The 24,876-nt window shown below is 46.5% G+C and carries 19 protein-coding genes; 8 read left to right on the top strand and 11 right to left on the bottom strand.

Going from position 1 to position 24,876, the window contains the following annotated elements:
- Positions 1 to 94 precede the first annotated feature (94 nt).
- Positions 95 to 961 carry an NAD(P)-dependent oxidoreductase gene (locus tag AYW76_RS03620; protein WP_331709431.1) on the top strand — a complete coding sequence of 289 codons (867 nt, stop codon included), beginning with the start codon at positions 95 to 97 and terminating at the stop codon, positions 959 to 961.
- Between the two features lie 33 nt (positions 962 to 994).
- Here the strand turns inward: AYW76_RS03620 and AYW76_RS03615 are convergent, their stop codons facing one another.
- Positions 995 to 1,735 (bottom strand): DUF481 domain-containing protein, encoded by a 741-nt coding sequence (locus tag AYW76_RS03615; RefSeq protein ID WP_082866086.1) that lies wholly within the window; start codon positions 1,733 to 1,735, stop codon positions 995 to 997.
- 231 nt (positions 1,736 to 1,966) lie between these two features.
- On the opposite strand from AYW76_RS03615, the gene AYW76_RS03610 reads away from it, so the two are divergent.
- A complete protein-coding gene (locus tag AYW76_RS03610; RefSeq protein ID WP_407942991.1) occupies positions 1,967 to 2,467 on the top strand; it encodes a M48 metallopeptidase family protein in 501 nt (166 codons plus the stop codon).
- Between the two features lie 37 nt (positions 2,468 to 2,504).
- Here AYW76_RS03610 and yghU read toward each other — a convergent pair whose 3' ends face one another.
- Together yghU and AYW76_RS03600 are read right to left on the bottom strand one after the other, a co-directional pair.
- Complete coding sequence (gene yghU, locus AYW76_RS03605) at positions 2,505 to 3,341, bottom strand: glutathione-dependent disulfide-bond oxidoreductase (RefSeq protein WP_067215878.1); 837 nt, start codon at positions 3,339 to 3,341, stop codon at positions 2,505 to 2,507.
- A gap of 137 nt (positions 3,342 to 3,478) precedes the next feature.
- Positions 3,479 to 4,477 carry a branched-chain amino acid aminotransferase gene (locus AYW76_RS03600; RefSeq protein ID WP_067215876.1) on the bottom strand — a complete coding sequence of 333 codons (999 nt, stop codon included), beginning with the start codon at positions 4,475 to 4,477 and terminating at the stop codon, positions 3,479 to 3,481.
- Between the two features lie 278 nt (positions 4,478 to 4,755).
- Here AYW76_RS03600 and AYW76_RS03595 point away from each other — a divergent pair, with 278 nt between their 5' ends.
- From AYW76_RS03595 to AYW76_RS03585, 3 genes are read left to right on the top strand one after another with little or no spacing between them, the layout of a single operon-like run.
- Complete coding sequence (locus AYW76_RS03595) at positions 4,756 to 5,676, top strand: glycosyltransferase family 2 protein (RefSeq protein WP_067215873.1); 921 nt, start codon at positions 4,756 to 4,758, stop codon at positions 5,674 to 5,676.
- Positions 5,669 to 6,115, top strand: a complete 447-nt coding sequence (locus tag AYW76_RS03590; RefSeq protein ID WP_067033136.1) for a hypothetical protein — start codon at positions 5,669 to 5,671, stop codon at positions 6,113 to 6,115. The genes AYW76_RS03595 and AYW76_RS03590 overlap by 8 nt, the downstream gene beginning before the upstream one ends.
- Complete coding sequence (locus tag AYW76_RS03585; protein WP_067215870.1) at positions 6,093 to 7,343, top strand: hypothetical protein; 1,251 nt, start codon at positions 6,093 to 6,095, stop codon at positions 7,341 to 7,343. Before AYW76_RS03590 ends, AYW76_RS03585 begins: the two co-directional genes overlap by 23 nt.
- Positions 7,344 to 7,386: 43 nt before the next feature.
- Here the strand turns inward: AYW76_RS03585 and AYW76_RS03580 are convergent, their stop codons facing one another.
- The 5 genes from AYW76_RS03580 to AYW76_RS03560 all read right to left on the bottom strand — a co-directional run bounded on the left by AYW76_RS03580 (position 7,387) and on the right by AYW76_RS03560 (position 14,775).
- A complete protein-coding gene (locus tag AYW76_RS03580; protein ID WP_067215866.1) occupies positions 7,387 to 9,039 on the bottom strand; it encodes a BCCT family transporter in 1,653 nt (550 codons plus the stop codon).
- Positions 9,040 to 9,573: 534 nt separating this feature from the next.
- Positions 9,574 to 9,807 (bottom strand): formate dehydrogenase subunit delta, encoded by a 234-nt coding sequence (locus AYW76_RS03575; protein WP_067215863.1) that lies wholly within the window; start codon positions 9,805 to 9,807, stop codon positions 9,574 to 9,576.
- Between the two features lie 20 nt (positions 9,808 to 9,827).
- On the bottom strand, positions 9,828 to 12,701 hold the full coding sequence (gene fdhF, locus AYW76_RS03570) for a formate dehydrogenase subunit alpha (RefSeq protein ID WP_067215861.1): 2,874 nt from the start codon (positions 12,699 to 12,701) through the stop codon (positions 9,828 to 9,830).
- Positions 12,702 to 12,703: 2 nt separating this feature from the next.
- Positions 12,704 to 14,278, bottom strand: a complete 1,575-nt coding sequence (locus AYW76_RS03565) for a formate dehydrogenase beta subunit (protein WP_067215858.1) — start codon at positions 14,276 to 14,278, stop codon at positions 12,704 to 12,706.
- A complete protein-coding gene (locus AYW76_RS03560; protein WP_067215855.1) occupies positions 14,278 to 14,775 on the bottom strand; it encodes a formate dehydrogenase subunit gamma in 498 nt (165 codons plus the stop codon). Before AYW76_RS03560 ends, AYW76_RS03565 begins: the two co-directional genes overlap by 1 nt.
- A gap of 577 nt (positions 14,776 to 15,352) precedes the next feature.
- Between AYW76_RS03560 and AYW76_RS03555 the strand changes: the two genes are divergently transcribed.
- Both AYW76_RS03555 and AYW76_RS03550 read left to right on the top strand, forming a co-directional pair.
- Positions 15,353 to 16,921 (top strand): Re/Si-specific NAD(P)(+) transhydrogenase subunit alpha, encoded by a 1,569-nt coding sequence (locus AYW76_RS03555; RefSeq protein ID WP_067215852.1) that lies wholly within the window; start codon positions 15,353 to 15,355, stop codon positions 16,919 to 16,921.
- Positions 16,922 to 16,930: 9 nt separating this feature from the next.
- Positions 16,931 to 18,340 carry an NAD(P)(+) transhydrogenase (Re/Si-specific) subunit beta gene (locus AYW76_RS03550; RefSeq protein ID WP_067033175.1) on the top strand — a complete coding sequence of 470 codons (1,410 nt, stop codon included), beginning with the start codon at positions 16,931 to 16,933 and terminating at the stop codon, positions 18,338 to 18,340.
- Positions 18,341 to 18,462: 122 nt separating this feature from the next.
- Here AYW76_RS03550 and AYW76_RS03545 read toward each other — a convergent pair whose 3' ends face one another.
- Together AYW76_RS03545 and zigA are read right to left on the bottom strand one after the other, a co-directional pair.
- A complete protein-coding gene (locus tag AYW76_RS03545) occupies positions 18,463 to 19,125 on the bottom strand; it encodes a DUF1826 domain-containing protein (protein ID WP_156489015.1) in 663 nt (220 codons plus the stop codon).
- Positions 19,122 to 20,342 (bottom strand): zinc metallochaperone GTPase ZigA, encoded by a 1,221-nt coding sequence (zigA, locus tag AYW76_RS03540; RefSeq protein ID WP_067215845.1) that lies wholly within the window; start codon positions 20,340 to 20,342, stop codon positions 19,122 to 19,124. Before zigA ends, AYW76_RS03545 begins: the two co-directional genes overlap by 4 nt.
- Positions 20,343 to 20,487: 145 nt before the next feature.
- Here zigA and AYW76_RS03535 point away from each other — a divergent pair, with 145 nt between their 5' ends.
- Positions 20,488 to 21,810 carry a DUF2252 family protein gene (locus tag AYW76_RS03535; RefSeq protein ID WP_082866085.1) on the top strand — a complete coding sequence of 441 codons (1,323 nt, stop codon included), beginning with the start codon at positions 20,488 to 20,490 and terminating at the stop codon, positions 21,808 to 21,810.
- Between the two features lie 22 nt (positions 21,811 to 21,832).
- On the opposite strand, the gene AYW76_RS03530 is transcribed toward AYW76_RS03535, so the two are convergent.
- On the bottom strand, positions 21,833 to 24,712 hold the full coding sequence (locus AYW76_RS03530) for an HD domain-containing phosphohydrolase (RefSeq protein WP_067215842.1): 2,880 nt from the start codon (positions 24,710 to 24,712) through the stop codon (positions 21,833 to 21,835).
- Positions 24,713 to 24,876: the final 164 nt, after the last annotated feature.

Raw genomic sequence — 24,876 nt, 5'->3', positions numbered from 1 at the left:
CAAAAGCCTGCCAATTAAAGCAGGCTTTTTTTGGCTCGAAAAAGCCTCTTGAATTGGCGTAAGCTAAACAGAGATTGAACTAATAAGGAGTGACATGATGAAGGTAAGTTTCTTAGGGCTAGGCACAATGGGCTACCCAATGGCAGGTCATGTGAGCCGCGCAGGTCATGACGTCACGGTTTATAATCGCACACCAAGTAAAGCTCAAAATTGGTTAGAGGCATACTCGGGTGCAATGGCATTGACGCCAGAAAGCGCGGCAAACGTCTCGGATATTGTTCTAACGTGTGTGGGTAATGATGACGATCTGCGTCAATTGTATTTAGGCGAACAGGGGGCTTTGACATCAGCGCAACCTGGGACCTTGTTTATTGATCACACAACCGCTTCAGCCGAAGTGGCAAAAGAACTTGCTGAAGCCGCTGAAGCCAAAGCGTGCCGTTTCTTAGATGCGCCAGTCTCTGGAGGACAGGCCGGTGCGGAAAATGGTGTCCTAACGGTTATGATAGGTGGCTCTCAAGCGGATATTGACGAGGCTCAGCCGGTGTTAGAATGTTTCGCTAAAGCTTATACACGCATGGGGGAGGTAGGCGCTGGCCAGCTGACTAAAATGGTAAATCAGATATTGGTGGGTGGTGTTTTAAGTGGCCTGTCAGAAGGTATCCGCTTTGCTCAGCAAGCAGGATTAGACGTTGAAACCTTAGTAGAAACACTCAAGTATGGTGCGGCTGGCTCATGGCAGTTAGAAAACCGTGGTGCGACCATGGCGAAGGACGAATTTGATTTTGGCTTCGCGATTGAATGGATGCACAAAGACCTAGGCATTGCTTTGGCTCAAGCGCAGCGCATGGGACTAACATTACCGTATACCCAAGTGATTGATTCGGATTATCAGGGATTAATTGAAGATGGTCGTGGGCGTCAGGACACCTCTGTATTGATTAAAGCCTTGGATAAGTAACCCAAGGCTTTGTTTAAACCTGTAAACGAGACGTTAGAACGAGTACAGCACCGATGCCGTGGTTTCGGTGTCTGTGGTATCTGTATCTGCTGGTACATCCGATGTGTATTTCACTCGGTAGGCCAGCTTCATTGCTAAATTCTCGATTATGCTCGCTTGTAATGAGGAAACGGATTCATTCACGGTATTGCCTCCATTAGTGCTGATCTCACTGGTCAGCTCTTGGCGAAATAAAGACGTTTTGGTGAAGCGTTTTTCATAAGTCCCCGCAAAGCGAACAAAATTGCCTCGGTCAGAATCAGCGTTTAGCGTGTCTCGGTCAATCGCAAAGTCGCGATAACCTACTCCAGCGGACGCTTCTAAATAGGATCCATCCGCTGCTTGCCAGAAGCGATTACCGTAACCAGTGGAAACAGAGCTTTTTCTGCGATAGCCTGAGAAACGATCATTTTCATGAGAGCCGCGGACATACCAAAACTCTTCCGTATTAAATTTGTAGTTGCTCTGGATGGAGCCGGAATACTTTTCGGCAGTCGTATCGCTATCTGAGCTACTGTACAGCGAGCTAAGAGTATAGTTTGTTCGCCACTGAATGGACTCTTGGGTCAGGTCTAAGCGGCCATTAATATTGTTAGTATCACTGTTGCCTGATGTAGAAACAAAGCCAAGCTCAGCGGAGCCTGACCAGTTATCAGTGTTACTGTCGGTATCGGCAAAGACAGCGGAAGAAGCTAGGCTGACAGCAATAAAAGGGATTAGCAAAGCTCTGTTCATAGGTAGGGTCCTTTTAGTCTTGAACGGCATATACCGCCAAACTTAACACAGCCATTTCTTAGACAAGAGTGAATGGAAACAGGTTGCATTGTTTGACCATACTTCCCCTGATTTCTTGAAAATTGCTTAAGTTAATCTTGCAGCAGAGAGATTTTATTCCTTTTTGATCGAGTGGTTCGTTACACTATTAAGTCAGTGATTAGCATAGAGTAGAGATAGTCCGTGTCGAATGTGAAGCGTTATTTAAATGGCTATGAATCGAGCTTGCAGCAGCAGGTAGAGGCAATGTTAGCAGCAGAGAAAACCGGAGCATGGCTGAAGAATAAATACCCTAATTCTCACCAGTTGGCAGGTGAAAAGCAGCTCTATGAGTATGCGCAAGACATTAAACAAGAGTTTATGCGCAGCTCCGCGCCCATAAGTAAAGTTATCTATGATGATAAAATTCACGTGATTAACAATGCGTTAGGGTTGCATAGCTTTGTATCGCGGGTACAGGGTAGTAAGCTCAAGGCAAAGCATGAAATTCGCGTTGCTGCTATGTTTCGGCGTGTACCAGAAGCGATGTTGAGAATGATTTTGGTACACGAGTTAGCCCATCTTCGTGAAAAAGAGCACAACAAAGCGTTTTATAAGCTGTGTCGCCATATGGAACCGGATTATCACCAACTAGAGTTTGAGCTGCGTATTTACCTTTGCCATAAAGATAAGTTTGGTGAGTTGTGGAAGTAAGGACTGAAGTTATGCTTCAGTCCAGAGTTGAGATAGCTTAATCGAAGTCTGCTGAGCTGTGCCTTTCAGTCAGCCCATCATCGCCCCATGTACGATTTACTCGCACCCCACGTTTCACAGCAGGACGTTCGGCGATCATCTCGGCCCAGCGTTTCACATAGGTGTATTCTTCGACATTTAAAAACTCGGCTGCATCGTAAAGTTTGCCCAATACTAAATTGCCATACCAAGGCCAGATAGCGATGTCTGCAATAGAGTACTCATCGCCCGCCATATACTTATTTTCAACTAAGTGCTTATTCAGCAGGTCTAGCTGGCGTTTAGTTTCCATCGTGTAACGGTCAATTGGGTATTTGAGTTTCTCTGGCGCATAGGCGTAAAAGTGACCAAAACCACCGCCAAGGAAAGGCGCTGAGCCCATTTGCCACATTAGCCAGTTGCGACACTCGGTTTTCCCCTTGATATCTTTTGGCACCAGCACATCAAATTTTTCTGCTAAATACTGAAGGATGGAGCCAGACTCAAATACGCGTATCTGTGGGTCAGTAGTGGTGTCGATCATTGCTGGAATTTTTGAATTAGGGTTGATGTCGACAAAGCCTGAAGAAAACTGTTTGCCCTCACCAATATCAATTGTATACGCATCGTACTCTGCGTCATCTAAGCCTAACTCCAACAACTCTTCGAACATGATGGTTGCTTTCTGGCCATTGGGTGTTGCTAGGGAATGTAACTGGAAAGGGTGCTTGCCCTGTGGTAGAGCTTTATCATGAGTTGGACCAGAGTAAGGGCGGTTAATTTTGGACCATTTCCCTGCCTCCTTCTCATCATATTTCCAAACTTTTGGTGGCGTATAATGGTTCTCAGAACTCATGACCTACTCCTTTAATTAATGTGTATAGTTAACGTTATAGTGGTAACTACATAGAACCTCAAGGAAAGGAGTAAGGAGACTGTGTGCAAAAAAAAGCCAGCATAAAATGCTGGCTTTGATAAACTGACGAAAGTCGCTTAGGCGATCTTGGTCAACCAGTTATGCTTGTCAGGTGCTTTGCCCCACTGAATGTCATTCAGAGCTTGGCGCAGTTTCTGAGCCACAGGACCTGTGTCTCCAGAACCGACTTTGTATTCTTTATCATTGTGAATGAAGGTGCCTACAGACGTTAATACCGCAGCGGTACCAGAAAGCATGGCTTCAACACCAGGTTTCGCAGCGCGCTCAAGCAGTTCCTCAACAGATACTTCACGCTCAGAAACAGTCATGCCCAGATCTTCAGCGATGGTAAGAATACTAGAGCGCGTAACGCCGTGTAGGAAGCTTGAGTCCAGCGCTTTGGTAATGATTTCGTTGCCATCAACGATCAAGAAGTTAGCCGCGCCCGTTTCAGTGATGTAGCCATTTGGGCAGAAAAGAATTTGATCGGCTTGGTACTTTGCTTTCGCTTCAAGCGTTGGTGCAAGAGCACTGGCGTAGTTACCACCACTCTTGATCATTCCCATATGTGGTGCGCAGCGTTGACCGGTCTCATCAAGTAATAGTCGCAGTGCTTTAGCTCCGCCAGCAAAATAATCACCTACTGGTGAAAGCAAGATGTAAACCATCGATGTTTCAGAGGGTGCTGCCGCTTTGCCAACCGCTGCTTCTGTACCGATGTGTGTCGGACGAATGTACATTGAGCCAGGAGGTAAAGGAACATCTGCGGCGTATTCAGCCACAACGTCTTTAATCATTTGAGAGACTTGTTCTTTATCGACTTCCGGCAACGACAACAATTGGCTGCTTTGCGCGAAGCGATTGACGTTTTGGTCCATTCGAAAGACATGCACGCTGCCGTCTTCGTGACGGAATGCTTTCAAGCCTTCAAAACAAGTGCTTGAGTAGTGCAAAACGTGCGCACCTGGGTGCAGAGAGATGCTGTCAGATGAAACGATCTGAGCGTCAGACCATTGATTATTTTCGAATGTTGCTAATGCCATTTTCGGCATAAACACGCTACCAAAAGCCGCCATTATGAGTTCCTACTGAATGAAATTGCGAAAAGGATATGTGCGATTAAGTTTGGTCAGGCGATAACATTGGATGTCCAAGACTTAATCTCAAAATAGTAAAACAGATTGGCGTTGTAAGAAAGTGAGATTCTTAGATTAGGGCGCTCTTGCGACCAATTATCGATATTCCGGCGGACTATAGTGGAGAATTCAGTGCGAAAATATGGCAAAGTAGCCCGCATCTCGCAATTGAATAGAATCAGCGGTATTAGCTTGGTTTATATGTAAAAGGAGTTGCTTTGAAAATATCACTTATCGTGCCTGTTTATAACGAAGAGGCCGCCATTCCCGTTTTTTACCAGAAGGTACAGCAGTATCTCAGTGAATACGAAGTTGAGATCGTTTTTATAGATGACGGCAGCCAAGACAATACTGAGTTAGTCGCCCTAGGGTTAGCCTCTAAAGATACAAATATCCAAGTGCTTAGTTTCACTCGAAATTTCGGTAAAGAACCCGCGCTTATGGCAGGTCTTGAGCATGCTACGGGCGACGCAATGATTCCTATGGACGTGGATCTTCAAGATCCTATTGAAGTGGTTCCGATGCTGATCCAGAAATGGCAAGCTGGAGCCGATGTTGTGTTGGCTAAACGAGCAGATCGTTCATCTGATAGCCTACTCAAACGCTCTACTGCAACATGGTTTTACCGCCTTCATAATGCGATTAGTAAAACCAAAATCGAAGACAATGTAGGCGATTTTCGTCTGATGTCTCGCAAAACGGTCGAAGATGTTAAGCGTATGGGCGAGAATAACCTTTTTATGAAAGGGGTTTTATCTTGGGTCGGCGGAAGGACTGAAATTGTAGAATACGTCCGACCTGAACGTTTCGTAGGTGAAAGCAAGTTTAACGGCTGGAAGTTATGGAATTTAGCTTTAGAAGGCATTACCAGTTTTTCAACCTTCCCGCTGCGTGTTTGGACCTATATTGGTTTTACTATCGCATTAGTCTCTTTTATCTACGGCGGCTGGTTGATTTTAGATAAAGTGATTTGGGGAAACAGTGTACCGGGCTATCCGAGTTTGCTGGTATCGATCTTATTCTTGGGCGGCATACAGCTTATTGGTATTGGTGTACTAGGGGAATATATCGGTAGGGTTTATATGGAAACTAAAAAACGGCCGCGATATTTATTAAAGGATAAAGATACTCATGAGTAAGCGACTATTAAATGGTATATGTCTGTTGCTCTTTGGGGGCTCTATTCTATTAGTGGTCGCTGCCTTTTTCATCTGGAATGATCCGACAGAATATATTGTCGAAGACTCAGGCGGGATTACCCAACTTACCATTGATCAATGCGATTTAATGAAGCGCAACAAAAAGACGATGGTCAGAGGCTGGGCTTATATACAAGAGCAACCTCACGCGAGCTACAGTGTTTATGCTGAGTTGAGCAATAATCGCTATCGGAAATTTGAAACATTTTCTGAGTCGCGAGCAGATGTCGTCAATGCTCTCGAGCTGGATCCGGCCTATAAGCTGGTTGGATTTAAAGCTGGGTATCGTAATCTTTCATCCCCTTATACAGGTAAAATAGTCGTGCATGCCACTAATGCAACAGGTGAGGTTTTTAGTGCCAGCTATCAGTGTTTATAAATCGCTAAACCGATCTCTTTGGATCGTTATTGTTGCGTATCTAGTGCTGCTCAGTTCATCGTTAGATTTGCTAAGTTGGGGGGACGATGCTTATTTTAGTGAGGTAGCCAATACCCGCAATCTCTTTGCATGGTGGTGGGAGCGTTATTTGCAGTGGAGTGGTCGCATTGCAATTGACTTATTAATGGTTGGAACCATTACACTCAAATGGTTTTGGCATTTATTGGTACCTTTAACAATATTGCTGCTGTCTTATTCTATGCTCAAGCTAACAAAGTGGCAGATTTCAGCGGCTAAGATCTTACTCGTACTTATTATGTTGGCGTTGGCTCCTGTGGAGGTGATGGCAGAGTCATTCTATTGGGTGACAGGCTTCTATAACTATTTATTACCGAGTGCACTGGCACTCTTTTGTTTTACTGAATTAACCGCTCCTAGAGTCGTTATGTGGCGTCGAGTGCTAGCGTCATTGAGCGTTCTGATTTTTGCCTATCAAGAACAGGTGACGATTCTATTTTGTTTAGCTGTCTGCCTGTCTTTATATCAACAGCGAACATCTTTTAAGTGGTTTATATTAGCTCTGACATTGGCCAACAGTGCATTGCTTTTTCTTGCCCCAGGAAATGCCAGTCGCACGCTCGGATCGATATTTATGTATTTTCCGAATTATCAGGATTTTGGTTTACTGGAAAAGGTGCTATTAGGTGTGGATAAACTCTATAATGTGTTTGTGAAGTCGGATAATTGGCCATTGTGTATTTTTATGGTGGTGTTATTAGCTATATCCGTCTTTAAGCCAAGCCGCTCGTGGGGTGAAAAAATCAGCGCAATGGTCGTTGGGCTCTATATTATTTGTTTTTTCTTGCAGTATCAGTCTGGCGCTAACCTCAATGAAAGCTTAATGGGGTTTTCATATCAAGGCGGTATCGACGCAGAATCGATTCCCAGTGGGCGAACCTATGCTGGTTATTTATTGATGATGTGGGTGATGTCAGCGGTATTAACGTTAATGCTAGGACTTATGGCAGAAGTGAAAGAGAGTAAATTTGCTTTACTGGCTCTTGTCTTTGGTGTGATGAGTGTTGTTATGTTGGGCTTCTCACCTACTGTTTACGCGTCAAATTTTCGAGTGCAAGTCTTCTTTGAACTAGGGCTAATTGTTGCGACCTTATATTTACTGCGCAGTATCGATAAAAAGACAGTGTTGGCGAATATCCAGCGTGTGTAAGTAGTAAAGGGTACCTTAGGGTGCCCTTTACTATGTTGAATGCTTATCTATTATTCAAAATCGAAATATAGTGATCTGTGCGATCGGTATGCTCGTGCGGCGCAACCTCCCGTATCTGCTGAACGCCTTTGAAGTCTGCCCGTAGGGCTTTTATTAATGCGTACATCATCATGAAGATAATAAAAGCAAACGGAAGCCCTGCGGCAAGAGACGCTGTTTGTAGTGCTTTTAATCCTCCAGCGAGTAATAACACTGCCGCAACAACGCCTTCACTTAGTCCCCAAAAAACACGATAGCCAGTCGGTGGCGTTTCACTTCCCATCGACACCATGGTGGTGATGACTAAGGTGCCAGAGTCAGATGAGGTGACGAAGTAGGTAATGATTAGGATTAAAGAGATCAAGGCTACAAATTGCGTCAAAATACCTAAGTTGAGGTTTTCGATGACGACAAATAAAGGCTTGGAAATGTCTTCATTAACGGCATTGATCACACCGGCAGTACCAAAACCGCCTTCAGCGAATAGCTCCATGTGCATGCTTGTGCCACCTAGAATCGCCATCCAAAAGAATGTCACTAATGTCGGAACCAGCAGTACGCCTAAACAGAATTCGCGAATCGTTCGACCTTTTGATACTCGTGCGATAAACATGCCGACGAAGGGTGCCCAAGCAATCCACCACCCCCAGTAGAACACTGTCCACCAGCCTTGCCACTGTCGTGTAGGGTCAGGGTCAACCCAAAAACCCATCGGGATCATGTTTACAATGTAATCTCCTAGATTCGTTACGAAGAAGCCAAGCAAGAACACCGTAGGGCCCGCAAATAGAAAGATTATGATCAGTAAAATCGACAGCCACATGTTAACTTCAGACAAGATTTTGATGCCACGACCAACCCCTGATACCGCTGAGATGGTCGAAATCACCGATACAACACCGATAATAATGACCTGCGGGACAATGCCAATTTCCACTCCGAACATGTAATTCAAGCCAGCATTAATCTGGCCAGCGCCGAGCCCAAGGGTGGTCGCTACACCAAATAGCGTCCCGAATACGGCCAGTAGATCGGCAATATGACCGCGCCAGCCGAAAATCTTATCGCCAAAGATCGGGTATAGAGCTGAGCGGATTGTCAGTGGCAGCTCATGTCGATAAGCAAAATACGCTAATGCTAAGCCCACGATGACATAGACGGCCCAACCATGTAGTCCCCAGTGTAAGAACGTTGTTTGCATAGCAACGTTCGCGCCTTCCATGGTATTGGCGGCACCGTCAGCAAGGAAAGGGCTGTTTTGAATGTGGTAAGACGGCTCAGCAATGGACCAGAACAATAGGCCTATTCCCATCCCCGCACCAAACAGCATTGAGAACCAAGAGAAATAGCTGAACTCTGGACGGTCGTCGTCTTTGCCAAGTCGTATGTGGCCGTAGCGTGAACACATGAGGTAGAACGTAAAACCAACAAATACACACATCGATAAAACGTAAAACCAATCTAAGCTATTTTGAATCCAAGACTGCATCCCAGAAAAAGTACTCGCAGCGAAGTCGACGTCGTAGAGTGTAAAAATGACAAAAGCGAGGATGAGCCCTTTCGAGAAGAGCGCCATATTCGGGTTAAGGTCCCGAAACATGCCTTTGTTAGCGAGTATTACGTAGTCCGTATCGGATCTATTTGATTTTATTCCCATGGGAAGACCTTTATGAATGCTATCGATGGTAATACGTTAGCGATCAAGAAAGAGGCCGTAAACGCCCTTTAAACTAATGAATAACATAAGAATAACTAATGTTATTTTTCTTTTTAATGCTCTTGTTTTGGTTCATGTAAGTCTATTTGATGCAGGTTACGAAAATGGATAGGAGCTAAAAGCAGGAATGAAATTTTTAAGTTTTTGATAAATAAGGTTTTTATTTTTTTGGGTGACTGTTCTTGAAATAGAAAAGTGGAGTTTGTTTTTATGGTTAAGAAAATTAGTTGTCTATATATTATTGGAGTTTATGTTTCTTAAGTTGTTTTGGCGAGTGTTTAAAATGCTACTCTGATTGTTTTTTCGACGGTAATAGGCAATTTAAAGGACGTTTTTATGGGTGGCAATTCAGCGTATTCATGACGGCTTGTACCGTTAATTTTGTCGAAGTGGAGTGGGATGAACATATTTATTTAGGTAAAAAAAAAGCCCCTTCTAATGAGGGGCTTTCGTAATGCTATGGCTAAATGAAGCTTAAGCGCTGACCTTCGCAGATAAGCGTTCAGCGGCTAACTTAGCGGCCGGTTCAAATTCTTCCGTACCGCTTGCAAGTTGCTCCGCTAGGATCTTCTTCATGCGACGTGACCAGAATTTAATAATGTGGTTCTCCACAATATCTGCGACGTCCGAATCAGAGCCTGCGCTCACATTGTTTTGAGCAATGTGGTTAATCATCGTTACGATGCTTTCTTCTTCAGTATGAAACATAGTGCTCTCTCAATACCTACTTATTTAACAGCATCAGCGGAAGACGCTGCGCTACGCAAGAACTCATATTGACGTTCATGGTTGTCTTGGAAGTTCTTCTGCCATTCAGATGGCTGAGATACTTTCTCAACTTGCACTGCAGTCACTTTGTACTCAGGACAGTTGGTTGCCCAGTCTGAGTTATTGGTTGTGATCACGTTTGCGCCACTGCCTGGGTGATGGAATGTTGTGTATACCACACCTGGCTGCATACGCTCAGCAACACGCGCACGGAGAACAGTTTGACCTGCACGGCTGGTAATGCCCAACCAATCGCCTGTCTTAATACCGCGTTCTTCGGCATCGTGCGGATGAATGTCTAGAATATCTTCATCATGCCACGCTTGGTTGTCTGTACGACGTGTTTGAGCACCTACGTTGTATTGGCTCAAAATACGGCCGGTTGTTAGCAACAATGGGAAACGGCCGTTAGCGCGTTCTGTTGTTGGTACAAACTCCGTTACAGCGAACAGTGCTTTACCTTCGTCACCGATAGGGAAGCTTTCAGTGTGCATGATCGGAGATCCCATCGGGAATTCATCGTTACATGGCCACTGTAGGCTGCCGTGTTTTTCTAGCATATCGTAGCTAACGTTGGCGAAGCTTGGCGTCAATTGCGCAATCTCATCCATGATCTCAGATGGGTGAGAGTAGTTCATTGGGTAGCCTAAAGCATTTGAAAGCTCAACTGTCACTTCCCAATCTTCTTTGCCTGCAACCGGTGGCATCACTTTACGAACGCGGTTGATACGACGTTCTGCGTTAGTGAAGGTACCGTTCTTCTCTAGGAAAGTAGAACCTGGTAGTAATACGTGAGCAAATTTCGCTGTTTCGTTCAAGAAAATGTCTTGTACGATCAAGCAATCCAATGCTGATAGAGCAGCTTCAACGTGCTGTGTGTTCGGATCGGACTGAGCGATGTCTTCGCCTTGAACGTACATGGCACGGAATTCACCAGACAAGGCCGCATCGAACATGTTCGGGATACGTAGACCTGGTTCGTCGTCTAGCGTTACGCCCCATACTTTCTCGAAACGAGCACGGGCAACAGCGTCAGAAACGTGCTGGTAACCTGGTAGCTCGTGCGGGAAAGAACCCATATCACACGAACCTTGTACGTTGTTCTGACCACGCAGTGGGTTAACACCAACGCCTTCACGCCCCATGTTGCCTGTCGCCAGTGCAAGGTTGGCGATGCCCATTACCATGGTTGAACCTTGGCTATGTTCTGTAACGCCTAGACCGTAGTAGATTGATGCATTTTTTGCAGTTGCGAACTTACGTGCAGCGTCACGTACTTTCTCTGCTTTAACGCCTGTAATCTCTTCTACATTTTCTGGTGCATGACGCTCTTCAATAATGAATTCACGCCATTTCGCATAAGCACCTTGTTCACAACGTGCTGCAATGAACTCTTTGTCCTCATAGCCTTCGGTAATGACCACGTGTGCTAGAGCGTTGATCATAGCGACGTTTGTACCAGGGCGAAGAGGCAAGTGCGTTGAGTTGCCTAAGTGAGGTGTGCTCAAAAGATCGATTTCACGTGGGTCCGCTACGATCAAACTTGCGCCTTCACGAAGACGGCGACGCATTAGCGAGCCGAATACTGGGTGAGCGTCTGTTGGGTTGGCACCGATAACAAGAATACAATCCGAGAACATAACGGAGTCGAATGTTTGCGTACCCGCAGATTCGCCCAGTGTTTGTTTTAGGCCGTAACCGGTCGGGCTATGACATACACGTGCACACGTATCGGTGTTGTTGTTACCAAAGGCCGCACGAATCAGTTTTTGCACCAAGTACGTTTCTTCGTTAGTACAACGAGAAGACGTAATACCACCGATACTTTCACGGCCGTATTGTGCTTGGATGTCTTTTAGACGTTTTGCTGCGAAACCGATTGCTTCTTCCCAGCTTACTTCTTTCCAAGGCTGGTCGATGGAATCACGAATCATTGGCGCTTTAATACGGTCTTTATGGGTTGCGTAACCGAATGCGAAACGACCTTTAACACACGAGTGACCGTGGTTGGCGTCGCCTTCTTTCGCTGGCACCATTCGTACTAGCTGATCGCCTTTCATTTCTGCTTTGAAAGAACAACCGACACCACAGTAAGCACATGTCGTTGTGACGCTGTGCTCAGGTGTGCCCATGTCAATGACAGAGTTTTCCATCAGTGTGGCGGTCGGACATGCTTGTACACAAGCACCACACGATACACATTCCGAATCAAGGAAATCTTCGTCTTGGCCCGCAGCGACTTTAGAGTCGAAGCCGCGTCCATCAATCGTCAATGCAAACGTACCTTGCACTTCTTCACAGGCACGTACGCAACGTGAACAAACGATACATTTACTCGCATCGAAGGTGAAATAAGGGTTTGATTGGTCTTTTGGCGCATCTAGATGGTTATTGCCATCAAAGCCGTAACGCACTTCGCGTAGACCTACTGCCCCTGCCATGTCCTGTAGTTCACAGTCACCGTTTGCTGGACAAGTCAGACAGTCGAGCGGGTGATCGGAAATATACAGTTCCATGATGTTACGACGAAGCTTCGCAAGCTTGTCGTTTTGAGTCGTGACTTTCATGCCAGCATCAACAGGTGTTGTACATGAAGCAGGTGTGCCACGGCGGCCTTCAATCTGAACCGCACAAATGCGGCAAGAACCGAAGGCTTCTAGGTTATCGCTGGCACACAGTTTAGGGATATTAATGTCGTGAAGTGCGGCTGCACGCATCACAGACGTACCTTCTGGTACGGTGATTTCCACGCCATCGATTTCCAGTGTCACCATCTTCTCGCTTAGAGAAGCTGGTGTACCGTAGTCTTTGTTAGGGTCAAAATGTTGCAACATAATTAGACCTCCTTCGCTTGGGTCGCTGAAGCTGCGTTCTTAACGAAGTCCTCAGTAAAGTGTTTCATGGCACTCTGTACTGGGAATGGTGTCATACCGCCCATGGCACAAAGAGAGCCGTCTAACATCGTCTCACATAGGTCAGACAACAACTCCATGTTTGCGTCGACGTTCTTACCTTCGCGAATGCGGTCGATCACTTCGACACCACGTGTAGAACCGATACGGCATGGTGTACATTTACCGCAAGACTCAGCAACACAGAACTCCATAGAGAAGCGTGCCTGTTCACTCATATCAACCGTGTCGTCAAACATAACGACACCACCGTGACCAAGTACCGCATCTTTCTGGCTAAATTCTTCATAGCCTAGTGGTGTATCCCACTGGCCTTCGTGTAGGTATGCACCTAAAGGGCCACCTACTTGCACCGCACGTAATGGACGACCATTGCGTGTGCCACCACCGAATTCGAACATCAGTTCATTCAGTGTAGGACCAAATGCCAATTCCACCAAGCCGCCGAACTTAACGTTACCCGCTACTTGGAATGGCAGCGTACCGCGAGAACGGCCAACACCAACATCAGCATAGGCTTTCGCGCCTTTATCCATAATGAATGGCACAGCCGCTAAAGACAGTACGTTGTTCACTACGGTTGGTTGGCCGAATAGGCCGACAATCGCTGGCAAAGGTGGCTTCGCGCGCACTAGGCCGCGTTTGCCTTCTAAACTTTCTAGTAGTGACGTTTCTTCACCACAGATGTAGGCACCGGCACCCATTCGCACTTCTAGATCGAAGTGGTTGCCGCTGCCTAGAATATCAGCACCTAGCAAGTTGTTTTCGTACGCTGTTTTGATTGCCTGATTCAAATTTTCGATTGAAAGAGGGTATTCAGAACGGCAGTAGATATAACCTTGCGTTGCGCCAACAGCAAGACCTGCAATGGTCATACCTTCAATCAGCATGTATGGGTCACATTCCATCACCAAACGGTCTGCGAAGGTACCTGAGTCACCTTCGTCGGCGTTACAGACGATGTATTTTTGATTCTTTGGAGATTCAACATCCAGAACCGTCTGCCATTTGATGCCAGTCGGGAACGCTGCACCGCCACGACCACGTAGGCCCGACTCTTTCACGGCATCAACGATTTGTTGAGAGGAAAGTTTGATGGCGTTTTGTAGGCCTTTAAAACCGTCGTTGGCTTGGTAATCTTCAAGCGATACAGGGTTAGTAATACCTAAGCGTGCGAACGTGAAGCGCTCTTGGCGTTTTAGGTACGGAATTTCTTCTACGAGACCTAGCGCTAAAGCGTGCTCTACGTCACCTTTCCAAAACTCTGCTGCAAACAAAGACTCAATATCGCCTTCTTTGACAGGGCCGAAACCGTAGCGACCAGCGTCGGTGTCCACTTCTACAAGTGGTTCGATCCAGTAAAGGCCGCGGGTACCATTACGACGTACTTCTACGTCGATTTTATGCTCTTTAGCAACGATCTCAATCAGACGAGCAATGCGGTCCGCACCCCGAGCTTTAGCGGTCGTGTCAGAAGGAACGTGAATGCGAAATGTCATTAAAGAATCTCCACTCGATCGGTTTTAAGGCCTTCAACCAATTCATCGAAGCGTGTTGCATCGACGTCAGCATGAATGTCGTTACCCACACGAATAGATGGGCCACAAGAACAGTTGCCTAAGCAGTAAACTGGCTCAAGAGTAATGTTACGATCGGCCGTCGTTTGGTGGTAGTCCACACCTAGCGCTGCTTTAGCGTGAGCTTCTAGCGCACGAGAACCTTGCGCTTGGCAAGCCTCTGCACGACAAATCTCAACAACGTGGCGTCCTGGTTGATGTGTACGAAAATGGTGGTAGAAGCTGATCACACCATGAACTTCTGCACGAGTTAACTTCAACGCCTGAGCGATCAAGGAAACAGCCTCTTCAGGGACATAAGAAAAGCGGTCCTGAATAGCGTGTAGAATCGGTAATAGAGCTCCTGGCTTGGATTTGAGCTCATCAATGATGGCCTGGGCAGTTACTGGCTCCCATGCAACTGCTTTAGATGTAGTCATTGTATTTCCTCCTGTCGCCCAGCTACAAAGTTGAGTTCGTAATCTGGCGGAAATGTTGCTTATTATTGTAGCGGTTAATGCGTGTAAGAGCAGTGTAGTTCAGTTAGGGTTCTCCTGCAGAACCTTCACTAATCAACTGCTACCTTAGCCGCTGTCAAGAGTTTAAAACTGATGCGCACATTAGCACAGGTCAATTTTGCTCATTTATCTTATTACGACACATTCTAGTACTTTGGCGCATTCGTTTTTGCAAATCTTAAAATTGAAATAATTGTTTAAGTTTTGCGCAAAGCAATGTCACGAGTCAGCTTTTCTACATAAAACTCCTTTCAGTGATGCTTTGCTATCAAAAAAAGTTATAGCTGACATAAAAAAGTCACAGGAAAACAAAAAATCGTCGTTATCACGACTTGCGCTGACGCTTGTGTGCAAGATTACTCGGGGTAGCTGGTTTCTAATTGGCTACATCCCAATATAGGGTGATAGTCCACATAAGTGAGGTGAATGGCACTTTTGTTGACTGATTATACAAGAAAACTTCGGCTTAAACTCGGACAAGAATAAGTACGGCATCATTATGAAAATTGGAATACCGAAAGAGATAGAAGACGGCGAGCTGCGGGTGGCCATGACCCCAGCAGTCGCTGAAAGGGTCAAGAAGCTAGGCTTTGACTTGGTGATTGAGAGCGGCGCAGGTGCGGCGGCTTCTTATTCAGATGAGGCGTATCTAGCTGCAGGCGTTGAGGTGACCAGTGATACAAAGGCACTGTGGCACGATTCAGACGTTTTGATTAAAGTTCGTCCTCCGGTTGAACACCCAGAGCTAGGCTTTTATGGCATTGAGCTTTTGGGTCAAAACCAGACACTCATTAGTACCCTCTATCCAGCGCAGAACTCTGTAAAGCTAAATCAATTAGCTGAACGAGGTACAAATGCTGTCGCTTTGGATGCCGTACCACGTATTTCTCGTGCGCAAAAAATGGACGTATTGAGCTCCATGGCGAACATCGCGGGTTACCGTGCGGTCGTTGAAGCTGCGCAACACTTTGGCCGTTTCTTTACCGGACAAATCACCGCCGCTGGTAAAGTTCCACCAGCGAAAGTACTTGTTATCGGTGCTGGCGTGGCAGGTCTTGCGGCCATTGGTGCAGCGAAAAGTATGGGTGCCATTGTTCGTGCATTTGATACGCGTCCTGAAGTAAAAGAACAAGTCGAAAGTATGGATGCGGAATTCCTAGTATTGGATTTCGATGACGAAGACGGCAGTGGCGAAGGTGGTTACGCCAAAGTCATGAGTCCTGAGTTCATCGCCGCAGAAATGGCGCTTTTTGCAGAACAAGCAAAAGATGTCGACATTATTATTACTACTGCATTGATTCCGGGTAAGCCAGCACCAGAACTGATCACTGAAGAAATGGTTCGCTCTATGAAACCAGGCAGTGTCATCGTTGACTTGGCGGCAGAAACGGGCGGTAACTGTAAGCTTACGAAAGCGAACGAAGTGGTTCAGGCGCACGGTGTTACGTTGGTAGGATACACAAACTTGCCAAGCCGTATGGCGGCTCAATCAAGCCAATTGTTTGCGACGAATATTTACCACCTTCTAACTGAATTGTGCCCGAACAAAGATGGCCAGATTGATCTGAACATGGAAGACGAAGTGATTCGTGGTGCAACGGTTGTGAAACAAGGCAACATCACTTGGCCACCACCAGCACCACGTCTGTCTGCTGCGCCTAAGAGTGATGTAAGCGAGCCTTTGCCGGAGGCGAAATCAGACGCTAAGAAAGAAGAGAAGAAACCGAGTGCCTTTGGTTTCCTTGTACCAGTATTAATTGTTGGTGCATTGCTAATGGGAGTGGGCAGCGTTGCGCCTGCTGAGTTTATGGGACACTTAACCGTCTTTGTGTTGTCGTGCTTTGTCGGTTATATGGTGGTTTGGGGAGTTAGCCACTCTCTGCATACGCCACTAATGAGTGTGACCAATGCCATCAGTAGTATCATCGTAGTCGGTGCGTTGACACAGGTTTCGAACGATAGTCCGATCGTTGCGATACTGGCTGCTTTGGCCATCTTTATTACCAGCATCAACATCGTCGGTGGCTTTGCCGTGACGCATCGTATGCTGAAAATGTTCCGTAAGTAGGAGACGACAATGAACTTTGGAGTAATGACGGCTGCCTACATCGGAGCCAGCGCCTTATTCATCATGGCACTGGGTGGCTTAAGCCACCAAGAAAGCGCACGCCGCGGTAACATCTACGGCATTTTAGGTATGGTATTGGCAATGGTTGTGACCATTGCTGGTGCGGTGACAGACAACTACGGTTTGCTACTATTGGGGCTTGTACCGGGTGGTATCATCGGTTATGTCTTGGCAAAACGTGTTGAAATGACGTCGATGCCAGAATTGGTGGCGATTCTACACAGCTTGGTAGGCTTGGCCGCGGTGTTCGTTGGTTTTGCCAACGCCCTAGGCCACGGTGCTTATGAGTCGGTTGTAGCGCAGCGTATTCATGATGTTGAAACCTCTTTAGGTATCTTCATTGGTGCGATTACCTTTACGGGTTCTTTGGTTGCTTACCTTAAATTAAGCGGCAAAGTATCGGGTAACCCGCTGCAGTTACCTGGTCGTCATATGATGAACCTAGCGATTGTGTTGGTTTCTCTTTACCTGATTGTTGAGTTTGCAGCGGTTGGCGCGACTGACGGTATGATGTACCTATACATCATTACATTGCTTGCCTTAGTATTTGGTGCGCATCTGGTGGTAGCGATCGGTGGTGCAGATATGCCAGTGGTTGTGTCGATGCTGAACTCTTACTCTGGTTGGGCAGCAGCGGCCATGGGCTTCATGCTAGGTAACGATCTACTGATCGTAGTCGGTGCACTAGTGGGTAGTTCAGGTGCGATTCTGTCTTACATCATGTGTCGTGCGATGAACCGTAAATTCTTGAACGTTATCCTAGGCGGTATCGGTAGCAAGAAGAAGAAATCAACGCCTGCGGCGGGCGCTGCAGCAGAAGAGCAAGGTGAGATTGTTGAGATTCAGACAGAAGAAGCCGCTCACATGCTGGAATCTGCGAAAGAAGTCATGATTATCCCAGGTTACGGTATGGCCGTTGCGCAAGCACAGCACACAGTATTTGAGATCACTAAGAAACTTCGTGAGAAAGGCGTGAATGTTCGCTTTGGTATCCACCCAGTTGCGGGTCGTATGCCAGGTCACATGAACGTATTGCTAGCGGAAGCGAAAGTGCCTTACGACATCGTGTACGAAATGGACGAAATCAACGAAGATTTCCCGAAAGTAGACGTGTCTGTTGTGATCGGTGCGAACGATATCGTCAACCCTGCTGCAAACGACGTAGAAGACAGTCCAATTGCAGGTATGCCTGTACTTGAGCCATGGAAAGGTAAGCACACCATCGTACTGAAACGTGGTATGAGCCGTGGTTACGCGGGTGTCGAAAACCCACTGTTCTTCAAAGACAACACTCGTATGCTTTTCGGTGACGCGAAGCAAACAGTGGACGCTTTGCTAAAGCACTTGTCTGCTGACTAAGTTCTTTAGGCAATAAAGAAAGCCCGAGGCATCCGCTCACGCCTCGGGCTTTTTTTTGTCTATAGGAAAGTAGTTGATCGCTGGTAAGCGGGTGTATTTACGTAATCAGAAGCGTTGTGCGATTACGCCATATCCAGTGTCATCAGTAGGCGCATTTGACCTGCTTCGACACTTGGAGAGCGGTGAACCGCTCCTCGGCCTTCATTGCCTTCCCAACGTTCACCCTTTAATAGCGCCACGTCACCGACACTGATTTGTTGGACGTCAGCCTCGGCACGAACTAAGCCTGAGTGACTGTCCGGCTGGCCATTATTACCGCGACCCAGTTTTTGACGGTTTAGCGATTGCTCGTCAAGCCATTGCGTTGCTGGCCCAGCATAAGTAGTAATCAGGCGACAAGGTACTTGATCCACATGAAAACGTGGGCACATAGCGCGATCCACTTGCGTTAGACGAAGGCCTGCCGTGTTTAAATCAAATAAACAGCAGTAGGCATCAACCAATAGGGCAATGTCGCGGATCAAGGCGTCACGACCATCGATACTTGGTAGGCCGCGTGCCAAAGCATCACTGACGTTCTCAGGAGAGACAATTTGATTGAGTGAAAAGCTCTTCCCTGCAGAGAGTACCTTAAACACCGCTTTTTCCGTGTCGCTGTCGAGCTGACGTTGCCAAACCATTAAGTTAACGTCGTCTCGATAAATGCCCGCAAGGCCCGATAACTCGTCAGAAAAGTCTGAAACTGGCGAGCGTAAAGCACCGAAGGTTTCTTCTAAAACGCTCATGCTGCCCCCTGTTGCCATTCTGGGAAGGGATCTTCCATATCTTTCCAGACACTTTTACCTTGCAACAACTCTTCTTCTGTTAGTAGGGCGTCGTTGAGTGCTTGTGTCATGCTTTCTTGATCAAGGTTTTGACCAATGAAGACCAGCTCCTGTCGCATATCACCAAAAGGCTCATGCCAGCTTTCTTTGATCAGTGCTAATGATGCCTCGTCTTGTGGCCAATATTGTTTTGGCACCGCATGCCAAAACATACCTGCAAAACCGTATTGAGCAATGCCACCTGCTTGGCTCCATTGCCCCGCAAACTCTGGACGCGATGCTAACCAAAAGTACCCTTTTGAGCGAATCAGTTTACCGTACTGCTCTGTGCTGTGTAGGAAGTGGTGAAAGCGTTTTGGATGAAATGGTTTGCGAGCGACAAAGCTGAAACTGGCAATGCCATATTCTTCGGTTTCAGGTGTGTGCTCACCGCGCATTTCGGCAAGCCAACCTGGTGCTTGTTGGGCTTTTTCAAAGTCGAATAATCCAGTGCCTAGCAATTTATTAACAGGCACTTGCCCACGTTCCATTGGAAGGATTTCAGCAAGGCTGTTTAAACTGCGAAGAATGGCTTTCAGCTCGTTAAGCTCTGATTCATTTACCAAATCGATTTTGCTGATCAACAATAAGTCGGCAAACTCGACTTGATCAATCAGCAAGTCGGCGACGTTGCGCTCATCTTCGTCACCTAAGAATTCACCGGTTTCTTTTAGGCTTTTGGCGGTTTGGTAGTCTTTTAAGAAATTAACGGCATCGACGACGGTTACCATGGTGTCGAGAGTTGCGATATCCGATAGGCTGACGCCATCTTCATCGGCAAAGGTGAACGTCTCAGCCACGGGCAGCGGCTCCGAAATACCTGTGGACTCGATGACAAGGTAATCAAACTTGTCAGCTTCGGCGAGCTTACGTACTTCAATCAGTAAATCTTCTCGCAAAGTACAACAGATACAGCCATTGCTCATTTCGACCAGCTTTTCTTCGCCGCGATTAAGTGAGACTTCTTGTTCAATGAACGCGGCATCAATGTTGATTTCACTCATGTCGTTGACGATCACGGCAATGCGTAAGCCGTCACGATTATTAAGTAAGTGGCTGAGTAAGGTGGTTTTACCTGCGCCTAAAAAACCGGATAAAACGGTAACAGGCAGTCGTTTGGATGTGGATGATAGGGTCATTAGGTTCTCTCCTGATTCTATAAAACGTTATAACATAACATTTGGTTTTGTTAAAGCGTGTTGCTTTCTTGAGTCATCCCTTAGACCTACGCGTAAATTACTTTTATTATTGACCCCTTGGTTGAAATTGAATGTGAGGTGGCGTGTGTCCGAACGAGAACAAGAACTGCTGGAAGTGATGACTCGGATTGATGGCGTCACGCCAGGAACGGGGCTTAAGAAGCATACTAAAATGGCGACAAGCCCATTTTTGATGCTACGAGGAGCTTCCTCTGTGTTTTATCAAGATTTGGCCAGCCTGAACTACCGTTTGCCTGACGCATTAGAATCATGGCCACTGACGATGGTGGTTGGCGACTGCCATGTTTCTAACTTTGGCTTTTTTAGCGAAGAGGGCTCCCATGGGGATGAGGTTATTTTCGCGCCGAATGATTTTGATGATGCCTGTGTTGGGTATGCGGGCTGGGACCTACTTCGGTATGGCGTGAGCTTGTTATTGTGTGCTGACCATTGCCAAGGTGCTTTGGAAGCGCGTTATCAGCTATTGGAGCCAATAGATAAAAGCAAAGTCATTGATCATGATAGTGCACAGCGCGCATTGACGGCTTTTTGGCAAAGTTATCGCGACACCTGCCAACGTCTACTGGATAAAGAAATCGATTATCGTTATGTCTTACAAGATTTTGCGGATGAGCATGTATTGTATAAAGCCGAGCAAAAGGCTCGTAAGCGCCAAGCTGGTGGCATCGATTTCTCAAGCAAAAGTTCTCTAGCGAAAGCGGTCGATCTTGACGCTCGTCCATTGGTTTTCAAAGAGGATGCGGAAAAATTTAAAGCAGTGGACGGCAATACCTATCGCACTATTGAAAAGGTTTTTTCACCTTATGTGGACGACCACATTCTCGATATCGTCGAGCGTATTGGTGCTGGAACGGGTTCCGTCAACATGAAGCGGTATTATCTATTGGTTGGACCAGAGACGGTTTCCACAGAAGAGGACATTACACTGTGTCATCTTGTTGAAGTGAAAAAGCAGCGGGCCGCCGCAGCGCTGTTTGAATACCAAGATTTAAGTTTAATGAATTTATTATCGCCTGCGCATTTGACCGTTAACTGTCAGCGCCGCATGCAGCGCAATCCAGATCTGGTGTTGGACGATGTGAACTGGCGTAAGGCGCATTGGTTGGTTCGTTCACGACATCATGCACGAGTGGGGATCGACCCAGAAGACATTGCTTGTGGTAAACGTGCTCTAAAGGGGGGCTATGAAGAGTACGCTATTGCCTGCGGTACATCGTTAGCGTTAGCTCACAGTCGGTTCGATCGGCGCTCTATGCGCTTTGAACAAGCCGTAGTGAATACCTCCGATGATGCTTGGTCGGCGTTGGAAGCACTACAACATGATTATGCCCAGCAAGTGATCGAAGATTGGCGATGGTTAGCACAGCTGGAGTCCTTCGCGGAGTAATGCCAATACGAGACAGCGCGCTTTAGTTCTTTGCAATTTGTGCCCAATGGAATAACTGCTGATGATCAACCGCATCTATTTGCTCTGCTTTAAGAAACGTTTTTGCGTAAGTAAGGTAGGTTTCAGTCTCGACAAACAACTTAAATAAGGGGCCATCTAGGTGTTCATCGCGCACCATAAAGGCCAGTATTTTGAGAGATTCAGAGACTGTCTTGCCTACTTTGTAAGGACGATCGGATGCGGTTAATGCTTCGAAGACATCGGCAATGGCTAGAATACGATCTTGTACGCTCAATTGCTGTGCGTTTAACTTTCGAGGATAGCCACTCCCGTTGAGCTGTTCATGATGATTACTGGCGATGTTAGGCACATTCTTTAATTCTTCTGGAAACGGGAGAGATGACAGCATCTTAAAGGTCTGTACCATGTGGTCTTTAATGATAAAGCGCTCTTCTTTCGTCAACGTGCCGCGTTGAACACTTAAATTATAAAGCTCCCCTTTATTGAATGCCTGCTCTGGTAGATCCATATCGAAGCCCCAGATATTGTCTGAGTTATGAGCTTCTACAGCAGGTTTTCGGTCCCCCCATACTTCGATATGCTCGATTTTGTCTGCTAGAAGTGGTTCGCGTACAGGCAGTAGTTCGGGCGTGTCGGGAAGCTGTTGTTGCTCGTCTTGTGATATACCAATACGACTACTGAAATGACGTGTCCAAGATTGAGTGGCAATACACTGAAGTCGATCTAGGTTTTCTTGATCCATGAATTCGCCGCCGATATTGCTGGTGGCAATGAAGGCGAAATCTTCTTGTAGGCGTTGTTGTTGGGCGTATTTAGCTTGCTCTAAGCGCTGTTTATCTTGACCCGCAATTAAGCCTGTTAAGTATTCTATCTCGGCGTCGCGCCATAATACTTCAAAGCGCGTCCTAACTTCATGAATACGATTATAAATGGTTTCTAACTTGGTCGCTTTGTCCACCACATGAACGGGGCTAGTGATTTTGCCACAGTCGTGCAGCCACGCAGCAATATGAAACTCTCGGCGTTCGTATTCGTTCATTTTAAAGGTAGCCAGCTCATCTGATTGTGATCGAATTGCTTCGTCAGCAAGCATTTCAGCCAGCTCTGGCACACGTTCACAGTGGCCGCTGGTGTAGGGTGATTTCGCATCGATTGCATCGGCGAGCAAACGAATAATGCCGTCCAGTAGTGCCTGTTGGGCTTCAAATTGTCGGCGAGTGGCGATTGCCGTTGCCGCAGCGCCTGAGACTTCGGTCATAAAGTTGTGGAAGGTTTTATTATTGATATGCGAATCTTTTGGCAGCTGCAGTACCAGCACACCAAGAATCGATTCATCTCTATCGATCAAGGGGGTTAAAAATAAGCTGTTATCTTCCGCTTTCAGAGTGCTGATCAACTCTGGAAGCAGCTTATCCCAAGTTTGATTGCAGCAGTTGATGTGTTCAGGGATCGGCATACTTCCTTTGGTCGCAATGTTTAGTGTCAGCTCGTTTTTATTGAACAAATACACCGCCCCGGCTCTTGAAGAGGTAATGGCGATCAGGTGTTTCGACACCTGGGCAAGCATACTTTCTAAGTCAGGGTGGTGGGCAAGTTTATGGGAGATCGACTGGAAGTTATGGATGGTCAATGCCATATGATCGGTGAGAGAGGAGAGTACATTGATTTCCTTTACCGAAGAATTGATATCGATTTTACGGCTGAAGTCGAAAGAGGCGAGTTTACTGACTTCTGTCGACAGCTGCTGTAGAGGCCGTGAAATCGAGCGGCCGACCAGTAGGCCGAACAATACTAGTATCATAATGACCCCAGCAGATAAGAGCAGTTGATTGATTAAGTGCCGGTTAACATCTTTTAATAATTCTGCCTTTGGGATGGCGTAGAGCAGTAGCCAGTCTTGATTGCTGAAACTGTTAATAGGTAGGGTCATACCGTACCAAGCATTCTCATCGGTATAAAACTCTTCTAAGTTTTGCTGCGCCTGAGGCAAAGTTAAGAGCTGGGCGAACGCTTCATTGGGTAAATCAGTGACTTTTTTTAGGGTGGGTTGGTTTGAGTCATCGTATTCGACAAGTGAAATATCCGAGTTGTTGTGTCCCAAAATCAAATGGTTCTTGTCGACTAACGCCATGTGTACCGCGTTAGAGGGTTGCAAACGTTTCATAAAACTGGATAAGTCGTTGATGGAAGCGTCTACGCCTACCGTTGCTTTGGCTGACTGATTGCGTAGAGCAAATGAGGCGCCTACTTCGCCTGTGGTATAGAAAGCATAGGGTGGTGTAAGAATGAGGCCATTTGATTGTAGCGCGTGTTGATACCAAGGCCGTTCGCGGGGGTCGTAAGTATAATCTTGTGATGCAAGCGCAGACCCTAACGAGTTGAGTTGTTGATCGAAAAACTCCCAGCGTGTTTCAGCGATGGTGCCTGCTGCGTCCCGGTCGATTGCTTGTAATAAATAGTTTGCCTTGTCGGGGGCTGCAAGTGCTTGTTTGGCATGTGGGTTTTTCAGCGAGCGTAAGAGAAAGAAGTCACCGTCGTCATAGCCAACATAAATTGAACTCAATATAGGGTTCATTTCCATCATACTGGCCAGTAGATGAATACGAGAGAGGCGCTGATCTAATGTTGTCTGATTCACAATGGCGTCATGGTTAAGCAAAATGACGCTTTGTTCCGCTGTTTGGGTCACGTACTCGATTTGCTTTTCAAGAGACAAGGTTGTCTGTTTGGCGCTGAGCTCGACTTGGCTATTTAAAGATGCACGGGAGTATAGGTATGAAAACAGCGTTAAGACTGCAGCTAGCAGAAGCATGCTGATAATAATGCTGCCACTGAATAAAACTCTGATTGGAATGCCGGATTCCTTGCGGTGTTTGTTCATCCTTGTATCCCTTTGGAAAGGCTAAAATACAAATAGTGATCGCCACAGTAGCCTTTTAGTATTGTCGACAGTTCAGGAATACACAAGGCGGGGTTTGGGTATGACTGGAGGGTTCACCGTAAGGGTGATGGCGTAGAATGGTCTGGCTAAGTGAGATAATAATA

It is taken from the genome of Marinomonas gallaica (assembly GCF_001639745.1).
GTDB classification, from domain to species: domain Bacteria; phylum Pseudomonadota; class Gammaproteobacteria; order Pseudomonadales; family Marinomonadaceae; genus Marinomonas; species Marinomonas gallaica.
Note: the sequence above shows the minus strand (reverse complement) of the source record. Positions and strands in the feature narration are given on the sequence as shown.

What these genes read in the sequence shown, in the direction of transcription:
- AYW76_RS03620 (WP_331709431.1), top strand. Translation starts at nt 95, where the DNA reads ATGATGAAGGTAAGTTTCTTAGGGCTAGGCACAATGGGCTACCCAATG.
- AYW76_RS03615 (WP_082866086.1), bottom strand. Translation starts at nt 1,735, where the DNA reads ATGAACAGAGCTTTGCTAATCCCTTTTATTGCTGTCAGCCTAGCTTCT.
- yghU (WP_067215878.1), bottom strand. Translation starts at nt 3,341, where the DNA reads ATGAGTTCTGAGAACCATTATACGCCACCAAAAGTTTGGAAATATGAT.
- AYW76_RS03600 (WP_067215876.1), bottom strand. Translation starts at nt 4,477, where the DNA reads ATGGCGGCTTTTGGTAGCGTGTTTATGCCGAAAATGGCATTAGCAACA.
- AYW76_RS03590 (WP_067033136.1), top strand. Translation starts at nt 5,669, where the DNA reads ATGAGTAAGCGACTATTAAATGGTATATGTCTGTTGCTCTTTGGGGGC.
- AYW76_RS03580 (WP_067215866.1), bottom strand. Translation starts at nt 9,039, where the DNA reads ATGGGAATAAAATCAAATAGATCCGATACGGACTACGTAATACTCGCT.
- AYW76_RS03575 (WP_067215863.1), bottom strand. Translation starts at nt 9,807, where the DNA reads ATGTTTCATACTGAAGAAGAAAGCATCGTAACGATGATTAACCACATT.
- fdhF (WP_067215861.1), bottom strand. Translation starts at nt 12,701, where the DNA reads ATGTTGCAACATTTTGACCCTAACAAAGACTACGGTACACCAGCTTCT.
- AYW76_RS03565 (WP_067215858.1), bottom strand. Translation starts at nt 14,278, where the DNA reads ATGACATTTCGCATTCACGTTCCTTCTGACACGACCGCTAAAGCTCGG.
- AYW76_RS03560 (WP_067215855.1), bottom strand. Translation starts at nt 14,775, where the DNA reads ATGACTACATCTAAAGCAGTTGCATGGGAGCCAGTAACTGCCCAGGCC.
- AYW76_RS03555 (WP_067215852.1), top strand. Translation starts at nt 15,353, where the DNA reads ATGAAAATTGGAATACCGAAAGAGATAGAAGACGGCGAGCTGCGGGTG.
- AYW76_RS03550 (WP_067033175.1), top strand. Translation starts at nt 16,931, where the DNA reads ATGAACTTTGGAGTAATGACGGCTGCCTACATCGGAGCCAGCGCCTTA.
- AYW76_RS03545 (WP_156489015.1), bottom strand. Translation starts at nt 19,125, where the DNA reads ATGAGCGTTTTAGAAGAAACCTTCGGTGCTTTACGCTCGCCAGTTTCA.
- zigA (WP_067215845.1), bottom strand. Translation starts at nt 20,342, where the DNA reads ATGACCCTATCATCCACATCCAAACGACTGCCTGTTACCGTTTTATCC.
- AYW76_RS03530 (WP_067215842.1), bottom strand. Translation starts at nt 24,712, where the DNA reads ATGAACAAACACCGCAAGGAATCCGGCATTCCAATCAGAGTTTTATTC.